At 73.0% G+C, this 19,699-nt stretch carries 18 protein-coding genes and 1 tRNA gene; 6 read left to right on the top strand and 13 right to left on the bottom strand.

Features of this window, described 5'->3' with window-relative positions; translation table 11 throughout:
• Nucleotides 1-2 precede the first annotated feature (2 nt).
• Nucleotides 3-593: a DUF2867 domain-containing protein gene (locus ABZS69_RS18290; RefSeq protein WP_355373295.1), complete on the bottom strand. Its 591-nt coding sequence runs from the start codon at nucleotides 591-593 to the stop codon at nucleotides 3-5.
• Nucleotides 590-2,524, bottom strand: coding sequence for a fumarylacetoacetate hydrolase family protein (locus tag ABZS69_RS18285; protein ID WP_355373292.1), 1,935 nt, complete (start codon nucleotides 2,522-2,524; stop codon nucleotides 590-592). The genes ABZS69_RS18290 and ABZS69_RS18285 overlap by 4 nt, the downstream gene beginning before the upstream one ends.
• Nucleotides 2,525-2,614: 90 nt before the next feature.
• Here ABZS69_RS18285 and ABZS69_RS18280 point away from each other — a divergent pair, with 90 nt between their 5' ends.
• Complete coding sequence (locus ABZS69_RS18280) at nucleotides 2,615-3,184, top strand: TetR/AcrR family transcriptional regulator (protein ID WP_355373289.1); 570 nt, start codon at nucleotides 2,615-2,617, stop codon at nucleotides 3,182-3,184.
• 12 nt (nucleotides 3,185-3,196) lie between these two features.
• Here the strand turns inward: ABZS69_RS18280 and ABZS69_RS18275 are convergent, their stop codons facing one another.
• Nucleotides 3,197-3,868, bottom strand: coding sequence for a response regulator transcription factor (locus tag ABZS69_RS18275; protein WP_355373286.1), 672 nt, complete (start codon nucleotides 3,866-3,868; stop codon nucleotides 3,197-3,199).
• Nucleotides 3,869-3,912: 44 nt separating this feature from the next.
• Nucleotides 3,913-5,076, bottom strand: coding sequence for a histidine kinase (locus tag ABZS69_RS18270; RefSeq protein WP_355373283.1), 1,164 nt, complete (start codon nucleotides 5,074-5,076; stop codon nucleotides 3,913-3,915).
• 176 nt (nucleotides 5,077-5,252) lie between these two features.
• Between ABZS69_RS18270 and ABZS69_RS18265 the strand changes: the two genes are divergently transcribed.
• The gene (locus tag ABZS69_RS18265; protein ID WP_355373281.1) at nucleotides 5,253-6,278 is read left to right on the top strand and encodes a hypothetical protein; all 1,026 of its coding nucleotides are present in this window, start codon (nucleotides 5,253-5,255) and stop codon (nucleotides 6,276-6,278) included.
• Nucleotides 6,279-6,314: 36 nt separating this feature from the next.
• Here ABZS69_RS18265 and ABZS69_RS18260 read toward each other — a convergent pair whose 3' ends face one another.
• Entirely contained in the window at nucleotides 6,315-6,521 is a 207-nt protein-coding gene (locus ABZS69_RS18260) for a hypothetical protein (protein WP_355373278.1), read from the bottom strand.
• 108 nt (nucleotides 6,522-6,629) lie between these two features.
• Nucleotides 6,630-11,585, bottom strand: a complete 4,956-nt coding sequence (locus ABZS69_RS18255) for a tetratricopeptide repeat protein (RefSeq protein WP_355373275.1) — start codon at nucleotides 11,583-11,585, stop codon at nucleotides 6,630-6,632.
• Between the two features lie 141 nt (nucleotides 11,586-11,726).
• Between ABZS69_RS18255 and ABZS69_RS18250 the strand changes: the two genes are divergently transcribed.
• The gene (locus ABZS69_RS18250) at nucleotides 11,727-12,275 is read left to right on the top strand and encodes a hypothetical protein (protein ID WP_355373273.1); all 549 of its coding nucleotides are present in this window, start codon (nucleotides 11,727-11,729) and stop codon (nucleotides 12,273-12,275) included.
• Between the two features lie 59 nt (nucleotides 12,276-12,334).
• Here the strand turns inward: ABZS69_RS18250 and ABZS69_RS18245 are convergent, their stop codons facing one another.
• Entirely contained in the window at nucleotides 12,335-13,135 is an 801-nt protein-coding gene (locus tag ABZS69_RS18245) for a pyridoxal-phosphate dependent enzyme (protein ID WP_355373270.1), read from the bottom strand.
• A 43-nt stretch (nucleotides 13,136-13,178) separates the two neighbouring features.
• On the opposite strand from ABZS69_RS18245, the gene galK reads away from it, so the two are divergent.
• Nucleotides 13,179-14,291 (top strand): galactokinase, encoded by a 1,113-nt coding sequence (gene galK, locus ABZS69_RS18240; RefSeq protein WP_355373267.1) that lies wholly within the window; start codon nucleotides 13,179-13,181, stop codon nucleotides 14,289-14,291.
• A 4-nt stretch (nucleotides 14,292-14,295) separates the two neighbouring features.
• Here the strand turns inward: galK and ABZS69_RS18235 are convergent, their stop codons facing one another.
• The 5 genes from ABZS69_RS18235 to ABZS69_RS18215 all read right to left on the bottom strand — a co-directional run bounded on the left by ABZS69_RS18235 (nucleotide 14,296) and on the right by ABZS69_RS18215 (nucleotide 18,789).
• Nucleotides 14,296-15,069: an enoyl-CoA hydratase-related protein gene (locus ABZS69_RS18235; RefSeq protein WP_355373264.1), complete on the bottom strand. Its 774-nt coding sequence runs from the start codon at nucleotides 15,067-15,069 to the stop codon at nucleotides 14,296-14,298.
• 3 nt (nucleotides 15,070-15,072) lie between these two features.
• Nucleotides 15,073-16,248 (bottom strand): nitric oxide synthase oxygenase, encoded by a 1,176-nt coding sequence (locus tag ABZS69_RS18230; protein WP_355373261.1) that lies wholly within the window; start codon nucleotides 16,246-16,248, stop codon nucleotides 15,073-15,075.
• Nucleotides 16,249-16,462: 214 nt separating this feature from the next.
• On the bottom strand, nucleotides 16,463-16,867 hold the full coding sequence (locus tag ABZS69_RS18225) for a hypothetical protein (protein ID WP_355373257.1): 405 nt from the start codon (nucleotides 16,865-16,867) through the stop codon (nucleotides 16,463-16,465).
• 177 nt (nucleotides 16,868-17,044) lie between these two features.
• Nucleotides 17,045-17,659 carry a response regulator transcription factor gene (locus ABZS69_RS18220; RefSeq protein WP_355373255.1) on the bottom strand — a complete coding sequence of 205 codons (615 nt, stop codon included), beginning with the start codon at nucleotides 17,657-17,659 and terminating at the stop codon, nucleotides 17,045-17,047.
• Complete coding sequence (locus tag ABZS69_RS18215) at nucleotides 17,647-18,789, bottom strand: sensor histidine kinase (protein ID WP_355373253.1); 1,143 nt, start codon at nucleotides 18,787-18,789, stop codon at nucleotides 17,647-17,649. The genes ABZS69_RS18220 and ABZS69_RS18215 overlap by 13 nt, the downstream gene beginning before the upstream one ends.
• A gap of 75 nt (nucleotides 18,790-18,864) precedes the next feature.
• Between ABZS69_RS18215 and ABZS69_RS18210 the strand changes: the two genes are divergently transcribed.
• Nucleotides 18,865-19,041: a hypothetical protein gene (locus tag ABZS69_RS18210; RefSeq protein WP_355373250.1), complete on the top strand. Its 177-nt coding sequence runs from the start codon at nucleotides 18,865-18,867 to the stop codon at nucleotides 19,039-19,041.
• 110 nt (nucleotides 19,042-19,151) lie between these two features.
• On the opposite strand, the gene ABZS69_RS18205 is transcribed toward ABZS69_RS18210, so the two are convergent.
• Nucleotides 19,152-19,223, bottom strand: a tRNA-Asn gene (locus ABZS69_RS18205).
• A gap of 126 nt (nucleotides 19,224-19,349) precedes the next feature.
• On the opposite strand from ABZS69_RS18205, the gene ABZS69_RS18200 reads away from it, so the two are divergent.
• Nucleotides 19,350-19,667: a YtxH domain-containing protein gene (locus tag ABZS69_RS18200; RefSeq protein WP_355373248.1), complete on the top strand. Its 318-nt coding sequence runs from the start codon at nucleotides 19,350-19,352 to the stop codon at nucleotides 19,665-19,667.
• Nucleotides 19,668-19,699: the final 32 nt, after the last annotated feature.

The raw sequence follows: 19,699 nt of genomic DNA, 5'->3' as shown, positions 1-19,699 counted from the left end.
ACTCATCGGTCGCGCCAGGCCCGTTCCCATTGCCGGGTGAGGGCCGGGTAGACGATGAGGTAGCGGAAAGGGGCGATGACGGTCAGGTAGAGCCGCCCGAACCGGCCGTTCGGCCGGACGAGGACGGCCATCCGCAGCTCGTGGTCGCCGTTCGCCCCTCGGGCCCAGCCGAGGTGCATCACGGTGTGCACGGTCTTGTTCGCCAGCTCGCGGGCGCACTCCGTGTCGAGCTCGTACACCGCTTTGAGCGGCAGGCTCTCGCTGTCCGGGCCGCGGGGGGCGTCGCGGAGGTCGGCGGGCAGTCGGTCGCGGAGCGAGGCGACCCGCGCGCCGACGCCCGCCGACGGCTTGTCCCAGCCGAAGAGCGCGCCAAGCCGCCATCGAAGGGCGAACAGGAACTTCACCGGCCGGGCCTGCTTCGCGAATCCGCCGGCGGTTCGCATCGCCGCGAGCATCGCCGCGAGCATCGCGGGGAAGTCGCCGGGCCCGGCTCCGGGAGTGCGGAACGACCACACGTCCTCGACCGAGAAGTCGCTCGTGAACTCGTGGATGCGCCACGGGTGGGAGGTGTAGGCGGTGTTCGGCAGTCTCATGAGAGCGCCCTTTCGGCCATCATGGCCATCAGCGTCAGCTGGTCCAGCGGGGGTGTGGCGGCGGGGTCGAGTTCGCGGTAGCGGCGGTGGAGGTTGACCACGATCCGCTCGGAGTCGAGCCAGGTGGCGTACTCGCCGAGGTCCACCGCCTCGGCCGCCTCGGCGAAGGACAGGCCGCGGGCGTGGGCGGCGTCCGCCTGCTCGATCACGTGGGTGAGGTAGCCGCGCACCGCGCGGATCCCGTCGGGGTCGGTGACCGGGCCGTGGCCGGGGACGATCGTGTCCGCTCCGGTGGCGATCATCTTGTCGCAGGCGGCGATCCAGTTGCCGATCGGGCCGCTCCACACGATCGGGGTGCAGCCGACGAACAGCAGATCGCCCGCGAACAGCACGCCCGCGTCCGGCACGTGCACGACCGAGTCGGCGCCGGTGTGGGCGGGGCCGAGGTTCGTCACGCGCACCTCACGGCCGCCGACGTCCAGGGTCAGCTCCCCCTCGTAGGTCAGGTCGGGCAGCCGCAGGCGGATGCCGCTGAAGTCGAAGGCGCCGAAACGTTCGCGGAAGTAGGGGGTCGCCGGGCCGACGTCCACGACCTGGGCGGCGGTCAGCATCTCCGGGGGCAGCTCGTGCCGCATCTCCGCGCAGGTGGCCTCGGCGGCGACGATCCGGACCGAGTCGCCCAGCAGCTGGTTGCCGTGGGTGTGGTCGCCGTTGGCGTGGGTGATGACGGCGTGGGCGAGCGGGTGCCGGTCGGTGATCCCGCGCACGGCGGCGAGCAGCTCGGCCGTCAGCGGCAGGTCGAACAGGGTGTCCACCAGCAGGGAGGCGCCCTCCCCCGCGACCAGTCCCGCGTTGCTCCAGCCGTATCCGCCGTCGGGCAGCAGCCAGGCCCACACGCCCGCGGCGACCTCGTGCAGCCCGCGGGTGTAGGGCAGCTTCGACGGGGCCCGGTTGACGCGCGGGCGTGCGGGCCGGCGGTCGGGGTTGTGCCGGGGCGCGAGCGGGTACGGCGGGGCGGACGCGCGGACGGTCTGCCGGGTGCGGCCCAGCCCCTCGACCGTCAGCTCGACGACGTCGCCGTCCCGCAGCCAGCCGGGGAACGCGGCCGGATCGGCGAGGGACAGGTGCTCGACGAGGCAGCAGCCGGGCACCGTGCCCGAGCCGAACACGTCGCCCGGCACCAGGTCCACGCCGCGCGAGGCGAAGGAGATGACCTCGCCGAAGCTCCAGTCCATGGCGTCGGTGCGGCCCGAGCCGATGGTCCGGCCGTTGACGCTCGCCTCGACCCGCAGGGAGAGCCTGCCGTCGCGGCGGAGGTGCGCCAGCTCGTCCGGCGTGACCAGGTACGGGCCGAGCGTGGTCGCGCCGTCCTTGCCCTTGGCCTGGCCGATCGCCAGCGGCGACTCGCGCAGCTGCAGGTCGCGCGCCGACCAGTCGTTGTAGACGGTGTAGCCGACGATGTGCTCCTCGGCCTGCTCCGGGGTGAGGTCCCGCCCGCCAGGGCCGATGACCGCGGCGATCTCCAGCTCGAAGTCGAACCAGGCGCTGCCGGGGGAGATCGTCACGTCGTCGTACGGGCCGGCGACCGTCGACGGGCAGGCGAAGTAGAAGGCAGGGAGCTCGTACCAGGTGTCGTCGAGCGTGCGGGGCGAGCCGGCCGCCTCCTGGCAGTTGCGCATGTGGTCCAGGAAGCACAGGCAGTCGCGGATCGAGGGCGGGCGCGGGATCGGCGCGCGCAGCCTGGCCTCGGCCGGCGGGACCGTCCGCACCGCCGACGCCAGGGCCGCCTCGCCCGCCGCCCGCAGCTCCTCCGCGCCCCGGGCGATCAGCTCGATCAGGCTCACGCCCGGCGCGAGGGGGTGGATCCGGCCCTCCTCGCCGATCACCCCCACACGGTCTCCGCTGTCCGTGGCATAGGTCACCCAACGCATGAGAACCTCCTCGGTTTCTATGTTGGCTGACATAGGCTATATCGCTCAGCACATGCTCTGCCATCCGGCATGCCTGGTTAGATGTTCCGCATGGCCACGCGACGTATCGAGAGGACTCAGGAGAGCCGCCGGCTGCTGGTGAGCGCCGCCGCCGAGCTCTTCGCCGAGAAGGGATACCGGCAGACGAGCTTCATCGACATCGCCGACAAGGCCGGCATCAGCCGCGGCTCCATCCCCTGGCACTTCGGCAACAAGCTCGGCCTGCTGGAGGCGGTGGTCGACGACCAGCTCCAGGCCATACTGGCGGGGTTCCCCCCGCCAGCTGGGGAGCGCTCCGACGACCCGCTCGACCAGGTCGTGGGCTTCATCCGGCTGCCTGCCACGCGCCTGTTCATCACCCTGCTGGCCGAGGCCGTGGAGGTCGGCTCACCGATCCGCGAGCACTACGCGCGGCTCCACGCGGCGCTCCGGGAGGGGGTGCTGGCCCGGATTCCCGCGTACGCGCTGCCCCCGGGGATCGACCCGGAGGCGTTCACGGTCCTGCTGGTGGGGGCCGTCATCGGCGTCCACGCCCAATGGCGGGTCGCCCCGGAGGCGGTGAACCTCGACGCCGTCCAGACCGCGATGCGCGCCCTGCTCCTGACACCCCCATCGAGCTGACGCTCCGGGCCTCTACCCCAGCCCGGCGTCGTGGACGATGAGGGCCAGCTGAACCCGGTTGTCCAGGCCCGCCTTGGTGAGGATGCGGGAGATGTACCCCTTCACGGTGCCCACGCTCATGTGCAGCTCACCGGCGATCACCGCGTTCGGCTTCCCCTGGCCGACCGCCAGCGCCACCTCGCGCTCCCGCTCGCTCAGCCGCGCCAGCACCTGACGGGCGTCGGTACGTCGCCGGCTCTCCTCCTCGGGCACCAGGTGGGCGATCAGCTTTCGCGTGACGCTCGGCGACAGGATCGGCTCCCCCGCCATGACCTTCCGCACGGCGTCCACGATGCCCTCCGGCGGGGTGTCCTTGAGCAGGAACCCGCTCGCCCCCGACCGCAACGCCCTGAACACCAGCTCATCGGCGTCGAACGTGGTGAGCACCACCACCTCGGGCGCCCCCGCCCGCGCCCGCAGCCGCCGGGTCGCCTCGATGCCGTCCAGGCCGTTCATCCGGATGTCCATGAGCACCACGTCCGGCCCGTGCTCGGCCACGGCGCGCTCCACCTCGCCGCCGTCGGCCACCGCGCCGACGACACGCAGGTCGGGGGCCCCTTTGAGCATCAACGTCAGACCGGCGCGTACGAGGGCGTCGTCGTCCACGATCAGCACCCGGATCGGCGCGCTCTCGTCGGCTCTCACCCGGGCCATGCTAGCCAGGCCCGCGCCCCAGCGTAACCGCGCCCTCACTCCGGCCACGGCAGCCGGGCCGCCAGCCGGAACCCGCCCTCCGCCGTCTCCCCCCACTCCAACCGGCCACCGGCCAGCGACGCCCGCTCCGCCAGCCCGGCCAGCCCCGCCCCCGCCCCGGTCCCCGCGAGGGCCGCCGGTCCGCCGTGCAGCGGGTTGCGCACCTCGACCACCAGCTCGGCCCCCCTCGTGCCCGACACGAGCACGGTGACGGGCCGGCCGGGCGCGTGCTTGCGCGCGTTCGTGAGCCCCTCCTGCACGATCCGGTACGCCGCGCGGCCTGCCGTATCCGGCACCTCGGACAGGCGCACCTCCTGATCGCGCAGCTCAACCCGCATCCCGGCCCGCCGCGACTCCTCGACCAGCGCCCCGAGATCCACCCCACCGCCCGACGACGGCGGTGTGGCCGGATCGCGCAGGACCGAGACGACCGTCCGCAGCTCCTCCAACGCCAGGCGGGCGCTCGACCGGATCACCCCGGCCGCCTGCGCGACCTCGCCCGGCGTCGCGTCCGCGTTGAACTCCAGCGCCCCCGCGTGCACCGCCAGCAGCGACAACCGGTGAGCGAGCACGTCATGCATCTCCCGGGCGATCCCGAGCCGTTCGGCGCGGCGGGCCTCCTCGGCGCGCAGCACCTGGTCGGCCTCCGCCCGGCGGGCCCGCTCGGCCAGCGACAGCACCAGCTCCCGGCGGGTACGCGCCAGCATCCCCCACCCGGTCACCGCCACCCCGAACAGCACCCCGACCAGCGCCCACACCGGATACGGCGCGAGCCCGGGCGGCCGCAACGCGAACCTGACCAGCGTCGCCCCCACCCCCGCCGCCCCCACCGCGATCGCCACGCGCGGCCGCCGATACAGGGCCGCGATCAGCGCGGCGATCCCCGCCGCCACCGACGCCGAAGCGGCGGGCACCGACAGCGCGATCACCGCCAGCCCCGCGGACACCGGCCACCTCCGGCACAGCCACACCCCCGCGCAGGCGAGCACGCCACCGACAAGGTCCGCGATCAAGTACCAGCCAGGACCGCCCGCCAGATCCCCCCAGACCACCGCCACCGCGCCGGCGAGCGCGGGCACGAACCCGCCCAGGCCCACGACCCAGCCGCCCCGCGACCGCAGCCGGCCGATCCGCACCTCATCCGCGCTGGTCAGCAACACAACCGCCGATCGTAGCCCGCCCTGCGGCCCCGCACGGGCAACCGAGGTCACCCGTGGACCCCAACCAAAGTCACCAGGACAGGTGTCCGAAGTGTCTGAAGGAAAACAACCCGGGCTGCCACGTTCCGGCCGTCCGCCGGCAGAGGAAGGCACCCGCCGCCCGGCACGCTGGCCCCATGAACGCACCCGACACACCAAAAGGCGGCCGACGAGCCGCGTTGCTGCTCGCGGTGATCACCCCGGCCATCGCCGAGCTCACCCTGGGCAACCCGCCGCTCAGCCAGATCTGGCTGATGCTCCTGTGGATCCCGATCTACGGCGCCGGCACAGTGCTGATCCGGGAGCTGGTACGACGGCGCCGCGGGGGCTGGCCGTCGATCCTGCTGCTCGGACTGGCGTACGGCATCGTCGAGGAGGGACTGGTGCTGCAGGCGCTCAGCAGCCCCACCATGTACGGGGTGGCCGGGTGGGCGCCGAGGTTCCTCGGGCTGAACAGCGCCTACACCGAGCTCAACCTGCCCTACCACGCCGTGTTCAGCGTGGCGCTGCCGATCCTCCTGGCCGACCTGGCCTTCCCGGCCCTGCGCGAGCGGCCGTACCTGAAGCGGACGGGGGTGGTGGTGGCCGCAGTGGTGTTCGTGCTGGGCGGGCTGCTGCTGCGGGTGACCGTGGCGACCTCCATCGACCCCGGCTACCAGGCACCGGTCTCGGTGCTGGCGGGGTGCGTGGCCGCCGTGGCGCTGCTGGCGGTGGTGGCCCTGCGCGTGCTCCCGCTGTCGGGGGTGGACGGCAGGCGGGTCGGGGCGGTTCCCGGGCCCTGGGTGATGGGGGTCTTCGGGGTGCTGGCCGGGTTCGGGTATCTGGCGCTGCTGTTCCCGTTCGGCGGGGCCCGTCAGCCCGCTTTCACCCACGGCGGCTGGGTGGCGGCGCCGATGCTGGGCGCGGCGGCGCTCGCGGTGCTGGCCGGATGGCTGGTACGCCGGTGGACGGCGAGCGACGGGTGGACGGACCGGCACAGCCTCTGCCTGGCCGGTGGCGCGCTGGTGGGGCACACCGCCTTCGGGGTGCTGGCCAACGCCGCCACCCTCGCCGACAAGCTGGAGCTGTCGGCGCTGGGGCTGGTCACGGTCGGCCTGCTGGCGCTGCTCGGCCGCCGCCCGTCCCGCACGACGAGCGGCCGGCCGAGTCGCAGGTGGTCGTGATGCGCTACGACCGCATCCGGCCACGGTCACCCCGAACTACCCGATGGCGTGACCGTCGTACGTGCCGCCGTGGCAGTAGCGCCTTCCGCCCTCCTCGATCCGGCGAATCTGCCCACCTCCGCGGAGGCATTGTTCGCCGGTGACGACGGAGGGCCCGGCGGCGGCCGACGCCGCCGGGGCGATCGCGATGAGGACGGCTGCGGCGGCGAGCAGACCGCCGGTCAGTGCTGCGGTGATGCGCAACGAGATCTCCTGTCGGAGCGCCGGAAGCTTCCTTCACTACACTGGGCAACCTCTCGGCTACCTGACGTAAGGATACGCGTTTCGGCGCGGTGCCGCTGAGGGGAGGGATCACCCCATCTTGGCCAGCAGCGTCGAGGCCGGGGAGGCGAAGGACGGGTCGCCAGTCTCCACCGCCGTCACCAGCAGCCGCCGGGCCCGGTCCACGTCGCCCCGCGCGTACCGGATCTCCCCCATCCGGCAGGCGGCCTCGGCCACCAGGTCGGCCTGCTCGGTGAGCCCCAGCGTGAGCTCGTAGTAGCGCAGGGCGCCGTCGTGGTCGCCGAGCCAGTAGCACAGCTCGCCGAGGTGCGCCGCGGCCAGCCCTGACTCGGAGTCCCCCGCGTCGATGACCCGCTGGTACCAGGTGAGCGCCTCGGGGAAGTCCCGGTTCCGCTTGGCCAGCGCGCCCAGGTACATCGCCGCGAGCGCGCTGTAGTGCCCCTCGGTCTGCTCGACGGCCCTCAGGTACCACTCCCGGGCCCGCTCCTCGTCCTCCTCGTGGTACGACTGCCCCAGCGCGATCATCGCCCGCGCCGCGAGGTCGGCGTCGCCGGCGTCGAGCACCCGCAGGTACGTCGCCCGCCCCTCGTCCACCAGCCCGGCCCCGACCAGCGTCTGCGCGAGCGTGGCCAGCGCGATGGGCTCGCCGCCGGCGGCCGCCGCCCGCAACGTGTCCAGGGACGCCTCGGTGTCCCCGCGGTTCTCCTGGAGCATGCCGAGCAGGCTCCCGAACACCCCGCGGATGGGGCTGTCGGCGTCGGCCGCCGCCCGCTGCGCGACGTCGAAGAACGCGTCGGCGTCCCCCTCGTCGTCGAGCAGTTCGAGCAGCCTGCCACCGGCGACGAAGCGTACGTCCGAGTCGTCGCTCCGGCTGAGCCGCTCGTAGATCGCCCGCGCCTCGGCGTGCTCGCCCAGCTCGGCCAGCCGGTCGGCGATGTCCAGCTCGGTGAACGGCCCCCGCTCGGCCAGCTCGAAGTACGCACGTACAGCGGCCGGATCCTCGCACTGCCCGCCCAGCTCGCGCGCCACGTCGCCGGCGTCCTCACCCGTCAGCCGGATGATCCGCACGGCCAGGTCGTGCTCGCCGCGGCCGGCCGCCTGGCGGGCGAGGACGCGCAGGTTGCCCGCCGCCACCTCGGAGCCGGCTCCCGCGGCGACCGCGAACGCCTGGGCGGCCCCCATGTGGTCGTCCTCCTCGTACAGCCAGAGGCCCAGCTGCACGCCGCCCCTCTCCACCGCGTCGGGCACGCCGGACTCCATGGCCAGGCGCACCTCCCGGACGGCGCCGGCCGCGTCGCCCAGCCCGCGCAGGGCCTTGGCGAGGTCCACGCGGATGCCGGGCGAGGTGGCGGGGAAGCCGGTGTCCACGCCGCGCCCGTACATGAGGGCCGCGTTCTCCAGGTCGTCCCGCGCCTTGTACGCGTCGCCCCACGCCCAGTAGCCCATCGACACGGTCTCGGGGTCACCGGTCCCGACGGCGCGCTCGGCCTCCTTCACCACGGCGTCGTGGTCCTCCGCGAGGAGCAGGTGGGCGACCAGGTGGCGCAGGCTTTCGAGGTCCCCGGTCGCCGCACCGGCGGTCAGCGCCTCGCGTACGCCCTCGGCGTCGCCCCGCTCGTCGAGGAGGTCGGACAGCACGACGGCGGTGGCGGGCATCGCGGCGCGGGCGGCCTCGATCGCCCCGTCGAGGTCGCCGCGGCGGTGGCGGAGGATGGCGATGTTGCGCCAGGCCATCTCGGACGTCTGCGGGTGTTCGGTGGCGGGGAGGGTGCTCAGCTCGGCCCGGCAGTGGTGGCCGCGCCGGGCGAGAGCGACGCCGATGTCCAGCGCGGCCTGCGCGGCGAGGTCGGGCTCGCCCAGCTCGGCGACCACCCGGCAGAGCGCCGTGACCGGGTGCTCGTCGTCCAGCCCGCGGGCCCGGTCCAGGGTCTCGGCGAGGGGTTCCCGCCGGTCCTGCGGGTCCGCCGCGGCCACCAGGCGGCGTACGGCCTTGGCGTCGTTGCCTTCGAGCGCGAGCAGCACCTCGGCCATCAGCTCCGACCCGGCGAACTCGGTCAGCGCCGCGACCGCCCCCTCCCGGTCGCCGTCGTCGGCCAGCACCCATCCGCGCTCCTTGGCCGAGGCCGTGCCGAGCCGGACGCGCGCGACGGCCGTGCACCACTCGTCGTCGTCCAGGGCGACGACCCGCTCGTAGGCGGCGCGGGCGTTTTCGTCGTCGCCCGCCTCAGCCAGCGCCTTGCCCGCCGTCACCAGCGTGCCGGACGCGGACCCGGCGTCGGCGGCCACGGCCCGTTCGAACGCCTCCCGCGCCCCCGCCACGTCGCCGGTCCTGGCGAGCAGCTCCCCGAGCGCCTGCTCCTCGAGCACGTCGCCCGAGCCGGGCGTCAGGAGGGCCAGGGCGGCGCTCAGGTCGCCGTGGTCGCTGAGCATGGCCGCGAACTGGAGCCGCCCGGCCTCGCCGAACTCCGCCGTCATCAGCTCGCCGGCCTCCTGCGCCGCACCGCTCGCCACGAGCACCTCGGCGAGCCGGATGGTCGTGTCCTGCCTGCGCGCCTCGCTGAGCTCCCCGAGCGCCCCCCGGTAGGCCGCGGCCGCCTCCGTCAGCAGCCCGAGCTCCTGCCGCACCTGCCCGATGTCGCTCAGGGTCATGGCGGCCAGGGGCGCGTTGTCGCCGTCCGCGACCCGTTCCCACGCCTCCAGGGCGCCGCGCTTGTCGCCCGCGTCGTTCCGCAGCGCGCCGAGGTAGCAGCCCGCCTCCTGCCGGTTGCCGGGGTGCCCGGCGGCGAGCACCAGCGAGAGCGCCGCGTCGGCGGCGGCGAGCTCGCCGCGCCGCTGCCAGGCGTGCGCGCACTCCATGGCCAGCATGCTCACCAGGAAGGAGTTGCCCTCGTCGTCGATCTCCTCCAGCGCCCCGGCCGCGGCGTCGAGGTCGCGGTCGAGGAGGAACCGGGCGAAGCGCCCCATCTCCTCCGGCTCTCCCGTCGCCAGGTCGAAGGCCGCCCGCGCGGCGGCGAGGTCGTCGACCCGCACCCGGTGCAGCCCGAGCAGCCAGGCGCTGCGCGAGCGGGCGTCCGCGGAGGTCTCCTCCTCGATCTGCCTCTCGTGCAGCCGGCAGACGGCCAGCAGGTCGCCCTGCCGCTCCAGCACCGTGAACAGCGACGCGCCCGCCTCCATCCGCAGTCCGCGGTTGCCGCCGTCCAACGCCGTCGTGTACGCGGCCCGCGCCTCGCCCAGGTCGTGCTCCGCGACGAGCCCGCCCAGCGCGTACCCCACCCACGGCGCCAGCACCGGATGGCCGTCCGCCCTGGCCCGGCGCAGCAGCTCGACCGACGCCTCCTCGTCGGACAGCACCTCCTTGCAGAGCACCGCCGTGTACGACAGCGCCAGCGGGTCCCCGCTCTCGGCCGCCGACTCGAACAGCTTGGCCGCGTCCGACAGGTCGTACCCGATCGAGGCCAGCACCTGGGCGAACACGGCGGCGCCGATCGCGGCGACGGCGGGATCCGGATGGTCCATGGCCGCGCGGTAGCGGACCAGCCCCTCCTCCCTGCCCAGCCGCTGGTGGTCGAGCATCGCCGCCAGCACGGGGTGCGGCTCCTGCCCGGACTCGCGCAGCAGGTGCAGCAGGAAGGTCGCGCTGAAGCCCTGGAGCACGTCGTCGCCCTCGACCACGTACGAGAGCAGCTCGTCGGCCTGCTCCCGGTCGCCCTCGCCGATCTCCAGCTGGGCCAGCGTCGCCATGGCCCTGAGCGACTGCGTGGCCGCGCCCGAGTCGGCGGCCCCGCGCAGCAGCAGCCTGGCCCCGGCCACGTCACCGGCCTGCAGGCGGGCCAGCCCCTCGTCGGTGTCCTGGAGCGCCTGCTCCTCGACGGGGTCGGCCAGCGGCTGCTGCCTGGCGGCGTGTTCGAGCAGCAGCGTGGCCTTGAACGCGGCGTCGGGGTCGTCGTGCCCGGACGCGAACCGCGCCAGCTCCATGGCCTCGTCGTACACCTCCGGATGCTGGTCGAGCAGCAGGCCGAGCATCGTGACGCAGATCGACGCCCACTCGTCCTCCCCCGCCTCCAGCACCGCGCGCAGCGCGGCCAGCGCCTCGGCCGTCTCGCCCGCCTCGACGTTCATCTGGGCCAGGCATGCGTGGGCCTGCACGACGTACTCGCGCTGCCCGCTGGCGATGACCCGGCGGAAGATCGCCTTGGTCTCCTCCACGTCGCCCAGCGACGCGGTCACCTTGGCCAGCTCGACCAGCGACGGCAGCCGGATGTCGGGCCTCGGGTCCTCGGCGGCCACGCGGTAGGCGGCGGCGGACTCGGCGTACTCGCCCAGGTCGACCAGCACCGCGCCGAGCAGCTTGTGGGCCATGGCCAGGTGGTCGGGGTGGCCGACGGCGATGGCGTGCTCGCACACCTGCCTGGCCTGCTCGTACTCCTCCTCCTCGGCGTGGATCTGGTACAGCCGGAACGCCGACAGCGACACCACGTCGGGGTCGCCGCAGGTCAGCAGCGCCCGGTAGTCGTCCTCGTCCTCGGCCGCCTCGTACAGCTCGCGGGCCGAGGCCGGGTCCTGGACGTGGAACTCGGGCAGCTCCAGCTGCGCGGCCAGCTCGGCCACCGCCGGGCTGTCACACCTGCGGGCGCTCTCCAGCGCCGCCTGCGCGCCGTCCGCGTCGCCCAGCTGCGTGAGCACCAGCACCAGCGCCGTGTCGGCGAGCGCGGCCACCTCGAAGTCGGCACCGTCCGACGCGATCGTGAGCACCCGGTGCGCCGCCGGCCACTCCTTGGCCGCGACCAGCATCATGCCCATGGCGATGGCCGAGCGCTGCCCGAACACGGGGTCGCCCGACTGGATCACCGATCTGTGCGCCGCCTCGGCGCCGTCAAGGTCCCCCTGCTCCTGCAGCAGGCCGGCCAGCAGGTGGGAGGCCTCCGGGTCCCCTGTGGCCGCGATCTGCCTGAACAGCGCGGCGGCCTCGTCGAGATCTCCCGCTTTCCAGTGGCTCATGGCCGCGTCGAGCTGTTCTGACGCCATTGCTCACCCCAAAGTCATCCAACAATGTGAAAAAACTACACATGTGTCCCCTCCGTCACAGGCCATTCCCGGATCTGGATGCGGGGTGGCGCGTACGACTTGGAGCCCCGGCGGAGCGAGTGAGGCCGTAGCGTAGTCCCCATGGGCAAGGCGTTCTGGATCGATCAAGAGTTCGACAGAGACCGTGACGGGCGCTATGCCGTACACGTGCGCAAGAATCTCGAAGAGTTCGAGTGGGGCGACATCGCGCCCGTCAGGTTCGCGTGCGCCGCATGGCGGCTGGCCACGCCGCCGTCGCTGACCCCCGGCTACGTACGGTGGGACCGGCGCGTGCTCGACGCCACCTGTCACCGCAACACCTGGGACGGCTCGCTCTACGCCCGCGTCAGGGTGGTCTCGCCGCTGCCCGAGGAGCTGACCCGCTCGCGGACCTGGTGGCGCGACCGCGGCTGGCTGGGCTGGCAGGAGACCTTCGGCCAGTACGTCGAGCCGACCCAGCAGGACCTGGCCAGGCTCCCCTTCCTGCGGGCCTCGCTGCTCCTGGAGGTGCCCGTGCCCCTCGACGACCTGCCGTCCGAGCCCGAGGGGCCGCACGACGAGGTCGAGCAGCGCGCCCACCGGACCGTGGTGGTGCTGACCCGCGAGCTCAACGCGCTGGTGGCGCCGGTCCTCGACCAGCTCGGCGGCTAGCGTGCGCGGGCGGGGCGGGGCCGCCGGGGATCACCGGAGCCGGAGCCGGTGGGGGCCGCTCACCCGGCGACGGGCATGGAGGGCTGTCCGGTGATCACGGCGACGACGCGGGCGCCGTCGGGGAAGGCGCCCCGCCGGGCGAGGTCGAGGATCCCGTAGAGCATCTTGGCCACATAGATGCCTTCAACACGATAATTCTGGATAAATGCGTCCAAGGTGGGGGTCGACTTGGCGTAGCCGCCGAAGTGGTAGTCCAGGTTGAGCTCCCAGTTCGCCCACGTGCGCCCGTACGCCTCCCGCTGCAGCCTGGCCACCTCGTCCGCGAGGAAGCCCGCCCCCTTCAGCACCGCGAACCCGATCGCCCGCCTCCCCTCCGGCAGCCCCGCCGAGATCCCGGCCAGCGTCCCGCCGGTGCCGACCGGGCAGCAGATGACGTCGTACGCCTCGGAGATCTCCCCCGGCAGCTCGGCGCACCCGCGCACGGCGGCGGCGTTGCTCCCGCCCTCGGGCAGGATCGCCACGTCCTCGCCCCAGCGCGCCCGCAGCCCCGCCAGCACGGACTCGGTGTGCTTGAGCCGGTAGGAGGCCCGGTCGAGGTAGGTCAGGGTCATCCCGCACGCCTTCGCGTAGGCGAGCGACGGGTTCAGCGGCAGGTGCTCCTCGCCCCGGATGACCCCGATGGTCTCGATCCCGTGCCGCCGCCCCGCCTCGGCCACGGCCCTGATGTGGTTGGAGTACGCGCCGCCGAAGGTCAGCAGGCGGGAATGGCCCAGGTTGTACCGGAGTTTGCGGGGTTTGTTGTCGTCATGCCTCAGGAACACCCGGACCCGGCCGAGCGCGGGATCCAGCAGCTCCTCCATGGCGCTAGTCTACGGTCGGGCCTTTGTTGAGGAGTGTTCGATTATGCGCGTTGTTGAAGCTTTTCGTGCCGCCTATGGCGCGTCCCCCCAGACCGTCTGGCGTGCGCCCGGCCGGGTCAACCTGATCGGCGAGCACACCGACTACAACGACGGCTTCGTGCTCCCCTTCGCCGTGCCGTGGGGCGTCACGGCCGCGATCACGCCGCGTACGGACGACACCATCCGGCTCCTCTCCCTCCAGGCTTCCGGCGAGCCCCTCACGTTCACCGGCCACGACCAGTCGACGGGCTGGGCCCGCTACGTCGTCGGCGTCTTCGCCATGCTGGGCGACCGCGTGCGCGGCGCGGACATCGCGATCGACGGCGACGTCCCGCAGGGCGCGGGCCTCAGCTCCAGCGCCGCCCTTGAGGTGGCCGTCGCCTCGGCGCTCAACGACCTGCACGACCTGGGCATGACGCCCATGGAGATCGCCCTGCTCAGCCAGAAGGCCGAGAACGACTTCGTCGGCATGCCCTGCGGCATCATGGACCAGGCCGCCTCGGCGCTGTGCGAGGAGGGCCACGCGCTGTTCCTCGACTGCCGCTCGCTCGCCTCCCGCAACATCCCGCTCGACCTGGCCCCCCACGGGCTCAGCATGCTGATCATCGACACGCAGGTCCACCACGAGCACGCCGGCGGCGAGTACGCCAAGCGCCGCGCCGAGTGCGAGTCGGCCGCCCGCAAGCTCGGCGTCCCGGCCCTGCGCGACGTCACGGACCTGGCGGCGGCCCTCGACCGGCTCCAGGGCGACGAGCGCAAGCGCACGATGCACATCGTGACCGAGAACCACCGCGTCGAGGCCCTCATCGGCCTCCTGCGCGCGGGCGCCGTCACCGAGATCGGCGCCCTCCTCAACGCCTCGCACCTGTCGCTCCGGGACCAGTACGAGGTCTCGTCGCCGGAGCTGGACGTCGCGGTGGAGGCCGCCGTCAGGGGTGGGGCGCGGGGCGCCCGGATGACGGGCGGCGGCTTCGGCGGCTCCGCCATCGCCCTGGTGCCGGTGGAGCGCCTGGCCGGCGTCGAGGAGTCGGTGACCGCCGCGTACGCGGAGCGCGGCTTCCAGGCTCCCCGCTTCCTGCCTGCCACCCCGGCCCGCGGCGCCCACCGCCTGGCCTGACCGTTTACAGGGGCGGGAAGTTCGGCGGGCGTCGCTCCAGGAAACTGGCGACGCCCTCCGCGAAGTCGGGGCGGCGGAACGAGGCCGTCATCTCCCGGACGGCCGTCGCGGCCGAGCCCTCCAGGGTGGTGTCCCAGTCGTGCCACACCTGGCGCTTGATCACCGCCATGGACGCCGGCGAGCTGTAGGCCGCGAGCTCCCGGGCGTACGCCTGCGCCTCGGAGACCACGCTCTCCCCCGGCACGACCCGGTTGACCAGCCCGAGCTCGTACGCCTCGGCCCCGGTGAACACCCGCCCCGACAGCAGGACGTCCATGGCCCGCTGCTGCCCCATGAGCCTGGGCAGCACCCACGACAGCCCGTACTCCGCGATCAGGCCCCGGCGCGGGAACGCCGTGGTCCACTTGGCGTCCGCGGCCGTGAAGACGAGGTCGCAGACGAGCGCGTGCACCATGCCCAGCCCCGCGCAGGCCCCGTTGACGGCGGCGATGACCGGCTTGGCGACGGTGGTCGGGAACGTGTTGGGCCGCGGATCGGGCTCCTGGTCGTAGGTGCCGTTCTGAATCGCCGTCAGCGCCTCGAAGTCCGCCCCCGAGCAGAACCCCTTGCCCGCGCCCGTGACCACGACGGCCCGCACCTCCGGATCCTTCTCGGCCTCCGCCAGCAGGTCGAAGTAGCGCCGCCCCATGGCGTCCGTCCACGCGTTGAGGGTGTCGGGACGGTTGAAGGTCAGCGTGAGTACGCCCTGGTCGAGCGATGAGAGCACCAGTTCTGCCATGCCCTAACCGAACCATGTTCTAGGCCGGGATGGCAAGGACGGCGACTGGTGGCGATGGACGAACGCGGGGCTCAGGACGCTGGTGTCGTAGTAGCGGTGGAAGACGGGGGTGACGCTGCCCGACATCGGGGGCACGATCCACGACCAGTCCGCCGGGCAGGCGCGCCCGGCCTTCTCCTCGCGCGACAGGTGGGTGAGGAAGCGGCGCGACTCGGTGTGGTGGTCGGTCATCGTGACCCCCGCCCGCTCGAACGAGTGCAGCACCGCCACGTTCAGCTCCACCAGCGCGTGGTCCCGCCACAGGGTCCGCTCGGTCGAGGTGTCCAGCCCGAGCCGGTTCGCGACGATCTTGAGCTGGTCGTACCTGTCGGCGTCCGCGAAGTTGCGGGCGCCGATCTCGGTGCCCATGTACCAGCCGTTGAAGGGCGCGCACGGGTAGCAGATGCCGCCGATCTCCAGGCACATGTCCGAAATAGCCGGTACGGCGTGCCAGCGCAGGGCCAGCTCCTCGAACCACAGGTACTCGGGATGCACCAGCGGCACCTCCAGCACGGCGTCCCCCGGCAGGTTGCACAGGAGCGGCTCGCCCAGGCTTGGCTGGATGATCACCGGCAGCACGTCGAACCGGGTGCACCTGCCCTGCCAGCCCAGCGCCTTGGCCAGGTCGGTGAGCTCCGCGTTGTGCGGATCGCCCACGATGCGGCCGCCGCCCGTGCGGTGGCCCGCGTACCGGATGAGCTGGTCGTTCAGGATCCGGGGCCCGCGCAGCGCCGGGGTGTCGGGCGGCAGGACGGTGACGGTGGGCCTGATCTTGCCGTTCCCGGTGGCCTCGCGCAGGTGGGCGACGCACTCCAGGGCGACCCCCTCGGCCGTGGTCACCTGCCTGCGGTCGCGTACCTTCAGCGAGCGCCAGTAGAGCCGCCCGATGCACCGGTTGCTGTTGCGCCAGGCCACCCGGGCGCCGAACTCCAGTTCCTCGTACGTGTGCGTGTAGGTCCCGTGGCGGGCCACGTCCCTGGAGACGTCGCGCAGCCGGGCGTGCAGGCCGCCGGCCTGGGGGTTCTCGGCGTGGAAGAGCCTGATGAAACGCTCCGCCTCGCGGAAGTCGGTGGTTCGCTCGACCACCGGCGGCACGGTCAGGGCATCGAAGGGGCGCAGGTTCGTGATCCAGGTACGCACGCGGCAATCAGCACTTCTCCGTCATCGGATCGCCCCGCCGATTCCGGGTCGGCGACACGTCCTGGTGGCGGCGCCCTCTCCGCGCCTCCGTGGACCTGCCCGCGGCTCCGGCCCAGAGGACCGGTAAACCATCCTTACCTGCCGCCCTCTGCTTTGTCGCGCCAAACGATGAAATGAACGCGCCCCCGGGAGGCCCCGGGGGCGCGGTGAGCGGCTAGCGGCTCGCGTAGTCGTTCCACACGCACGTGAGGTGGATGACGCGGTTGCGGTGCCAGCGCTTGCCGGCCTTGACCGTGCGCGGCAGCTCCCGGGCCGGGACGCTGATCGACAGCCGGTCCGCGGGCACGGTCGTCACGCCGCCCACGGTCACGGGCTGGGCGGGCTCGACGTACTCCTCGTCCACCAGCTCGGCCACCCTGGCCTTGGAGAACTTGACGACCTTGCCGTCGGTCAGCCAGCACTTCAGCGGGCCGGCCGGGAAGTCCGGCTCGCCGTACACCCTGACCAGCGCGTCGTCACGCACCTCGACCGGACCGTCGTCCGCCAGCGCGGACCCGGCCAGGCCCGCCAGGGCGAGCGCGGCGGCGGTGATGACGACGGCGGCGCGTCGCTTGAACATTGGGATCCCCTTCCCCGATTCGATGAGACAGCCCGAGGGTGGCGCGGCGCACCTGAAGGAGGGCTTAAGACGGCCGAAGACATCTTCAGGAACGCCTCCGCGCCGGCCCGTGGCCGCGGTCCTCCGACCGGGGCGGGTCAGGGGTGGCGGTGGACGAGGCCGGGGTCCAGGGCGGGGTCAGGGGTGGCGGTGGACGAGGCCGAGGTCCAGGGCGGACAGGACGGCCGAGGTACGGTCGGAGACGCCCAGCTTCCCGAACACCCGCAGCAGGTACGTCTTGACCGTGGCCTCCCCGATGAACAGCCGCCGGCCGATCTCCCCGTTCGTGAGCCCCTGGGCCACCAGTTCCAGGACCTCCCGCTCCCGCTCCGACAGCACGGGCGCGGCGGGCCGCGGCCCGGCCAGCCGCGTGGCCACGGCCGGCGAGAGCACGGTCCGGCCGCGGGCCGCCGCCCGCACCGCCGACGCCAGATCGGCCCGCGACACGTCCTTCAGCAGGTACCCGGCCGCGCCCGCGGAGACGGCCCGCAGGATCTCCCCCTCGTCCTCGTACGTCGTCAGCACCACGACCCGGTGGCCGGGCCCCAGCCGCTCGATGGCGCTGACCCCGTCGCCGCCCGGCATGCGCAGGTCCATGAGGATCACGTCGGGCCGCAGCCGGGGCACGACGGCCACGGCCTCGTCCCCCGATCCGGCCTCGCCGACGACCTCAATGTCCGGCTCGGCCTGCAACATCCCGCGCAGCCCCTCGCGGACGACGGGGTGGTCGTCGACGATCATCACCCTGAGCACGGCAGCTCCACCGCGAGCGTGGTCCCCTCGCCGGGACAGCCGGTGATCCGGACGGTCCCGCCGAGCCGGGTCACCCGGTTGCGCATCGCGCGCAGGCCGTACCCGTCGCCGCCGGGCGAGGGCGCGAAGCCGCACCCGTCGTCGACGATCGACATCCGTACGGCCGGGCCCGGGACGTCCTCGAGCGCCAGCCGTACGGACCGGGCGCGGGCGTGCTTGCGCACGTTGGCCAGCCCTTCCTGGGCGGCCCGCACCAGCGTCTCCGCCACGAGGGCGGGCACGTCGGCGGCCCCGGCCACGCTCACCTCCACAGGCAGCTCGAACCCCTTGGCCAGCCGCCCCAGCGCCTCCTCCAGCGAGGCGCCCTCCAGCGCGGGCGGCGCCAGGGCGGCGATGAGCGCGCGGGTCTCGGAGAGGTTGTCCTTGGCCGTCTGCGCGGCCCGCCGCACGTACGGGTCGTCGCCGTCCCCCGCGGACTGCAGCAGCATCGCGATGCTCGCGAACCCCTGGGCCAGCGTGTCGTGGATGTCGCCGGCCAGCCGCTCGCGTTCGGCCAGCATCCCGGCCTCCTTGCTCACCTCGGCCAGTTCCTCCCGGGTGCGGTCGAGCTCCGCGATCAGCCGGGCCCGCTCGGTGTTCTGCCGCCCGAGCCGGTCGATGAACACCCCCAGCAGCGTGCTGGCCGACAGCCCGACGACGACCGCCACCGCGATCATCGGCGGGTGCGAGCCGTTCTCCGTCATGGCCTGGATCGCGGGCCCGGTGAACAGGGCCGCCGTCACGGCCACGGCCCGCGCCCGCCGCAGCGCCATGTACGTCATGGGGATCAGCGCCGACAGCGCGACGGCGGACTGAGGGGCGAGCAGGTCGGCCGCGGTGAACAGGACGAACATGGCGGCGGCATGCCACCAGCCCTCCTTGGTCGGCGCGACCGGCGCCCGCACGGCCACGCGGCCCCACAGCGCGTACGAGACGGTGATCAGGAGCAGCAGGATGACGGCGACCGGCGCCCCGTCGTCCACCACGATGGTGACGATGGTCGCGACCAGCACGATCGCGAAGTACGCGTCCCAGAAGGGATAGGAACGCAACCAGGCGTTCTCCGCCCGCGCGTCGACGGGACTGCCCATGATCGGCATTTTACCGGTGACATGTCCACCGATCGGGGGACATACCGCTGTCCCGCGCCGCGCAATCGTTTGCGTATGAACCAGAAGACGTATCTCCGCCTGATGCTCGCCCTGTCCGTGATCTACGGGATGCTGATCGCCCTGCTCGCGGTGCTCCAGACCGGCGGCATCGGCGTCGTCGCCATCGTCGGCGGTCTCGTCCTCGCCCTCGGCTGGGCGCTGTCCGGCATCGTCGCCAAGCGCCCCTCCTGACCCGCCTCACTCACGGTTCGGGATGCACGGGTGACCCTGTGACAGGCCCCGGAAACGGCTCAGGCCCCCTGTCCTTGATCCAGGAAGGGGGCCTAGCTGTGGAAGTGAAGCTCCCGCGATAGGACTCGAACCTATAACCTGCCGGTTAACAGCCGGCTGCTCTGCCGTTGAGCTACGCGGGATCGTGCGTCTGCGCATCTCGTCCGGGGTGGTGGCCCTCTTCGTCGTGCGCAGGAATAGATTAGCGCACTCCTGGAGTGCGTGTCGCATCGCAAGCGGGGTAGGCCCGGAGACAGCGGAGGTGCAAAATGCGTTATCGAGTGACATTCGCTGTGGGGCTGGCGATCGGCTACGTACTGGGGAGCCGGGCCGGGCGCGAGCGGTACGAGCAAATCAAGCGGACGGCTCAGCGTGTCGCGGACAACCCCAGGCTGCAGGAGGTCGCCGGGGTGATGGGCGCGCAGGCGTCGAGGCTGGCCGGGATGGCCAAGTCGAGGGTGGGTGAGACGCTGCAGCATCGCATCCCGTTCCTCAGCGCCGACGATCACCACCCCGACACGGGCACGGGCTGGCCCGAGGAGGACATCGTGGACAAGAAGGCCCGCGAGAGCGGCCTCCCGTACTGATCCGCGAAGGCACGGGCGGGTGAGCCCGGCCC

It is taken from the genome of Nonomuraea sp. NPDC005650 (genome assembly GCF_040605375.1).
Classification (GTDB): domain Bacteria; phylum Actinomycetota; class Actinomycetes; order Streptosporangiales; family Streptosporangiaceae; genus Nonomuraea.
The sequence above is the reverse complement of the archived record's forward strand: the minus strand, read 5'-3'. Positions and strand labels throughout refer to the sequence as shown.

Coding starts and splice junctions, on each gene's coding strand:
- ABZS69_RS18215 (WP_355373253.1), bottom strand. CDS start 18,789: ATGGGCAGTCCCGTCGACGCGCGGGCGGAGAACGCCTGGTTGCGTTCC.
- ABZS69_RS18245 (WP_355373270.1), bottom strand. CDS start 13,135: ATGGAGGAGCTGCTGGATCCCGCGCTCGGCCGGGTCCGGGTGTTCCTG.
- ABZS69_RS18235 (WP_355373264.1), bottom strand. CDS start 15,069: ATGGCAGAACTGGTGCTCTCATCGCTCGACCAGGGCGTACTCACGCTG.
- ABZS69_RS18285 (WP_355373292.1), bottom strand. CDS start 2,524: ATGCGTTGGGTGACCTATGCCACGGACAGCGGAGACCGTGTGGGGGTG.
- galK (WP_355373267.1), top strand. CDS start 13,179: ATGCGCGTTGTTGAAGCTTTTCGTGCCGCCTATGGCGCGTCCCCCCAG.
- ABZS69_RS18225 (WP_355373257.1), bottom strand. CDS start 16,867: ATGTTCAAGCGACGCGCCGCCGTCGTCATCACCGCCGCCGCGCTCGCC.
- ABZS69_RS18255 (WP_355373275.1), bottom strand. CDS start 11,585: ATGGCGTCAGAACAGCTCGACGCGGCCATGAGCCACTGGAAAGCGGGA.
- ABZS69_RS18290 (WP_355373295.1), bottom strand. CDS start 593: ATGAGACTGCCGAACACCGCCTACACCTCCCACCCGTGGCGCATCCAC.
- ABZS69_RS18250 (WP_355373273.1), top strand. CDS start 11,727: ATGGGCAAGGCGTTCTGGATCGATCAAGAGTTCGACAGAGACCGTGAC.
- ABZS69_RS18280 (WP_355373289.1), top strand. CDS start 2,615: ATGGCCACGCGACGTATCGAGAGGACTCAGGAGAGCCGCCGGCTGCTG.
- ABZS69_RS18265 (WP_355373281.1), top strand. CDS start 5,253: ATGAACGCACCCGACACACCAAAAGGCGGCCGACGAGCCGCGTTGCTG.
- ABZS69_RS18210 (WP_355373250.1), top strand. CDS start 18,865: ATGAACCAGAAGACGTATCTCCGCCTGATGCTCGCCCTGTCCGTGATC.
- ABZS69_RS18200 (WP_355373248.1), top strand. CDS start 19,350: ATGCGTTATCGAGTGACATTCGCTGTGGGGCTGGCGATCGGCTACGTA.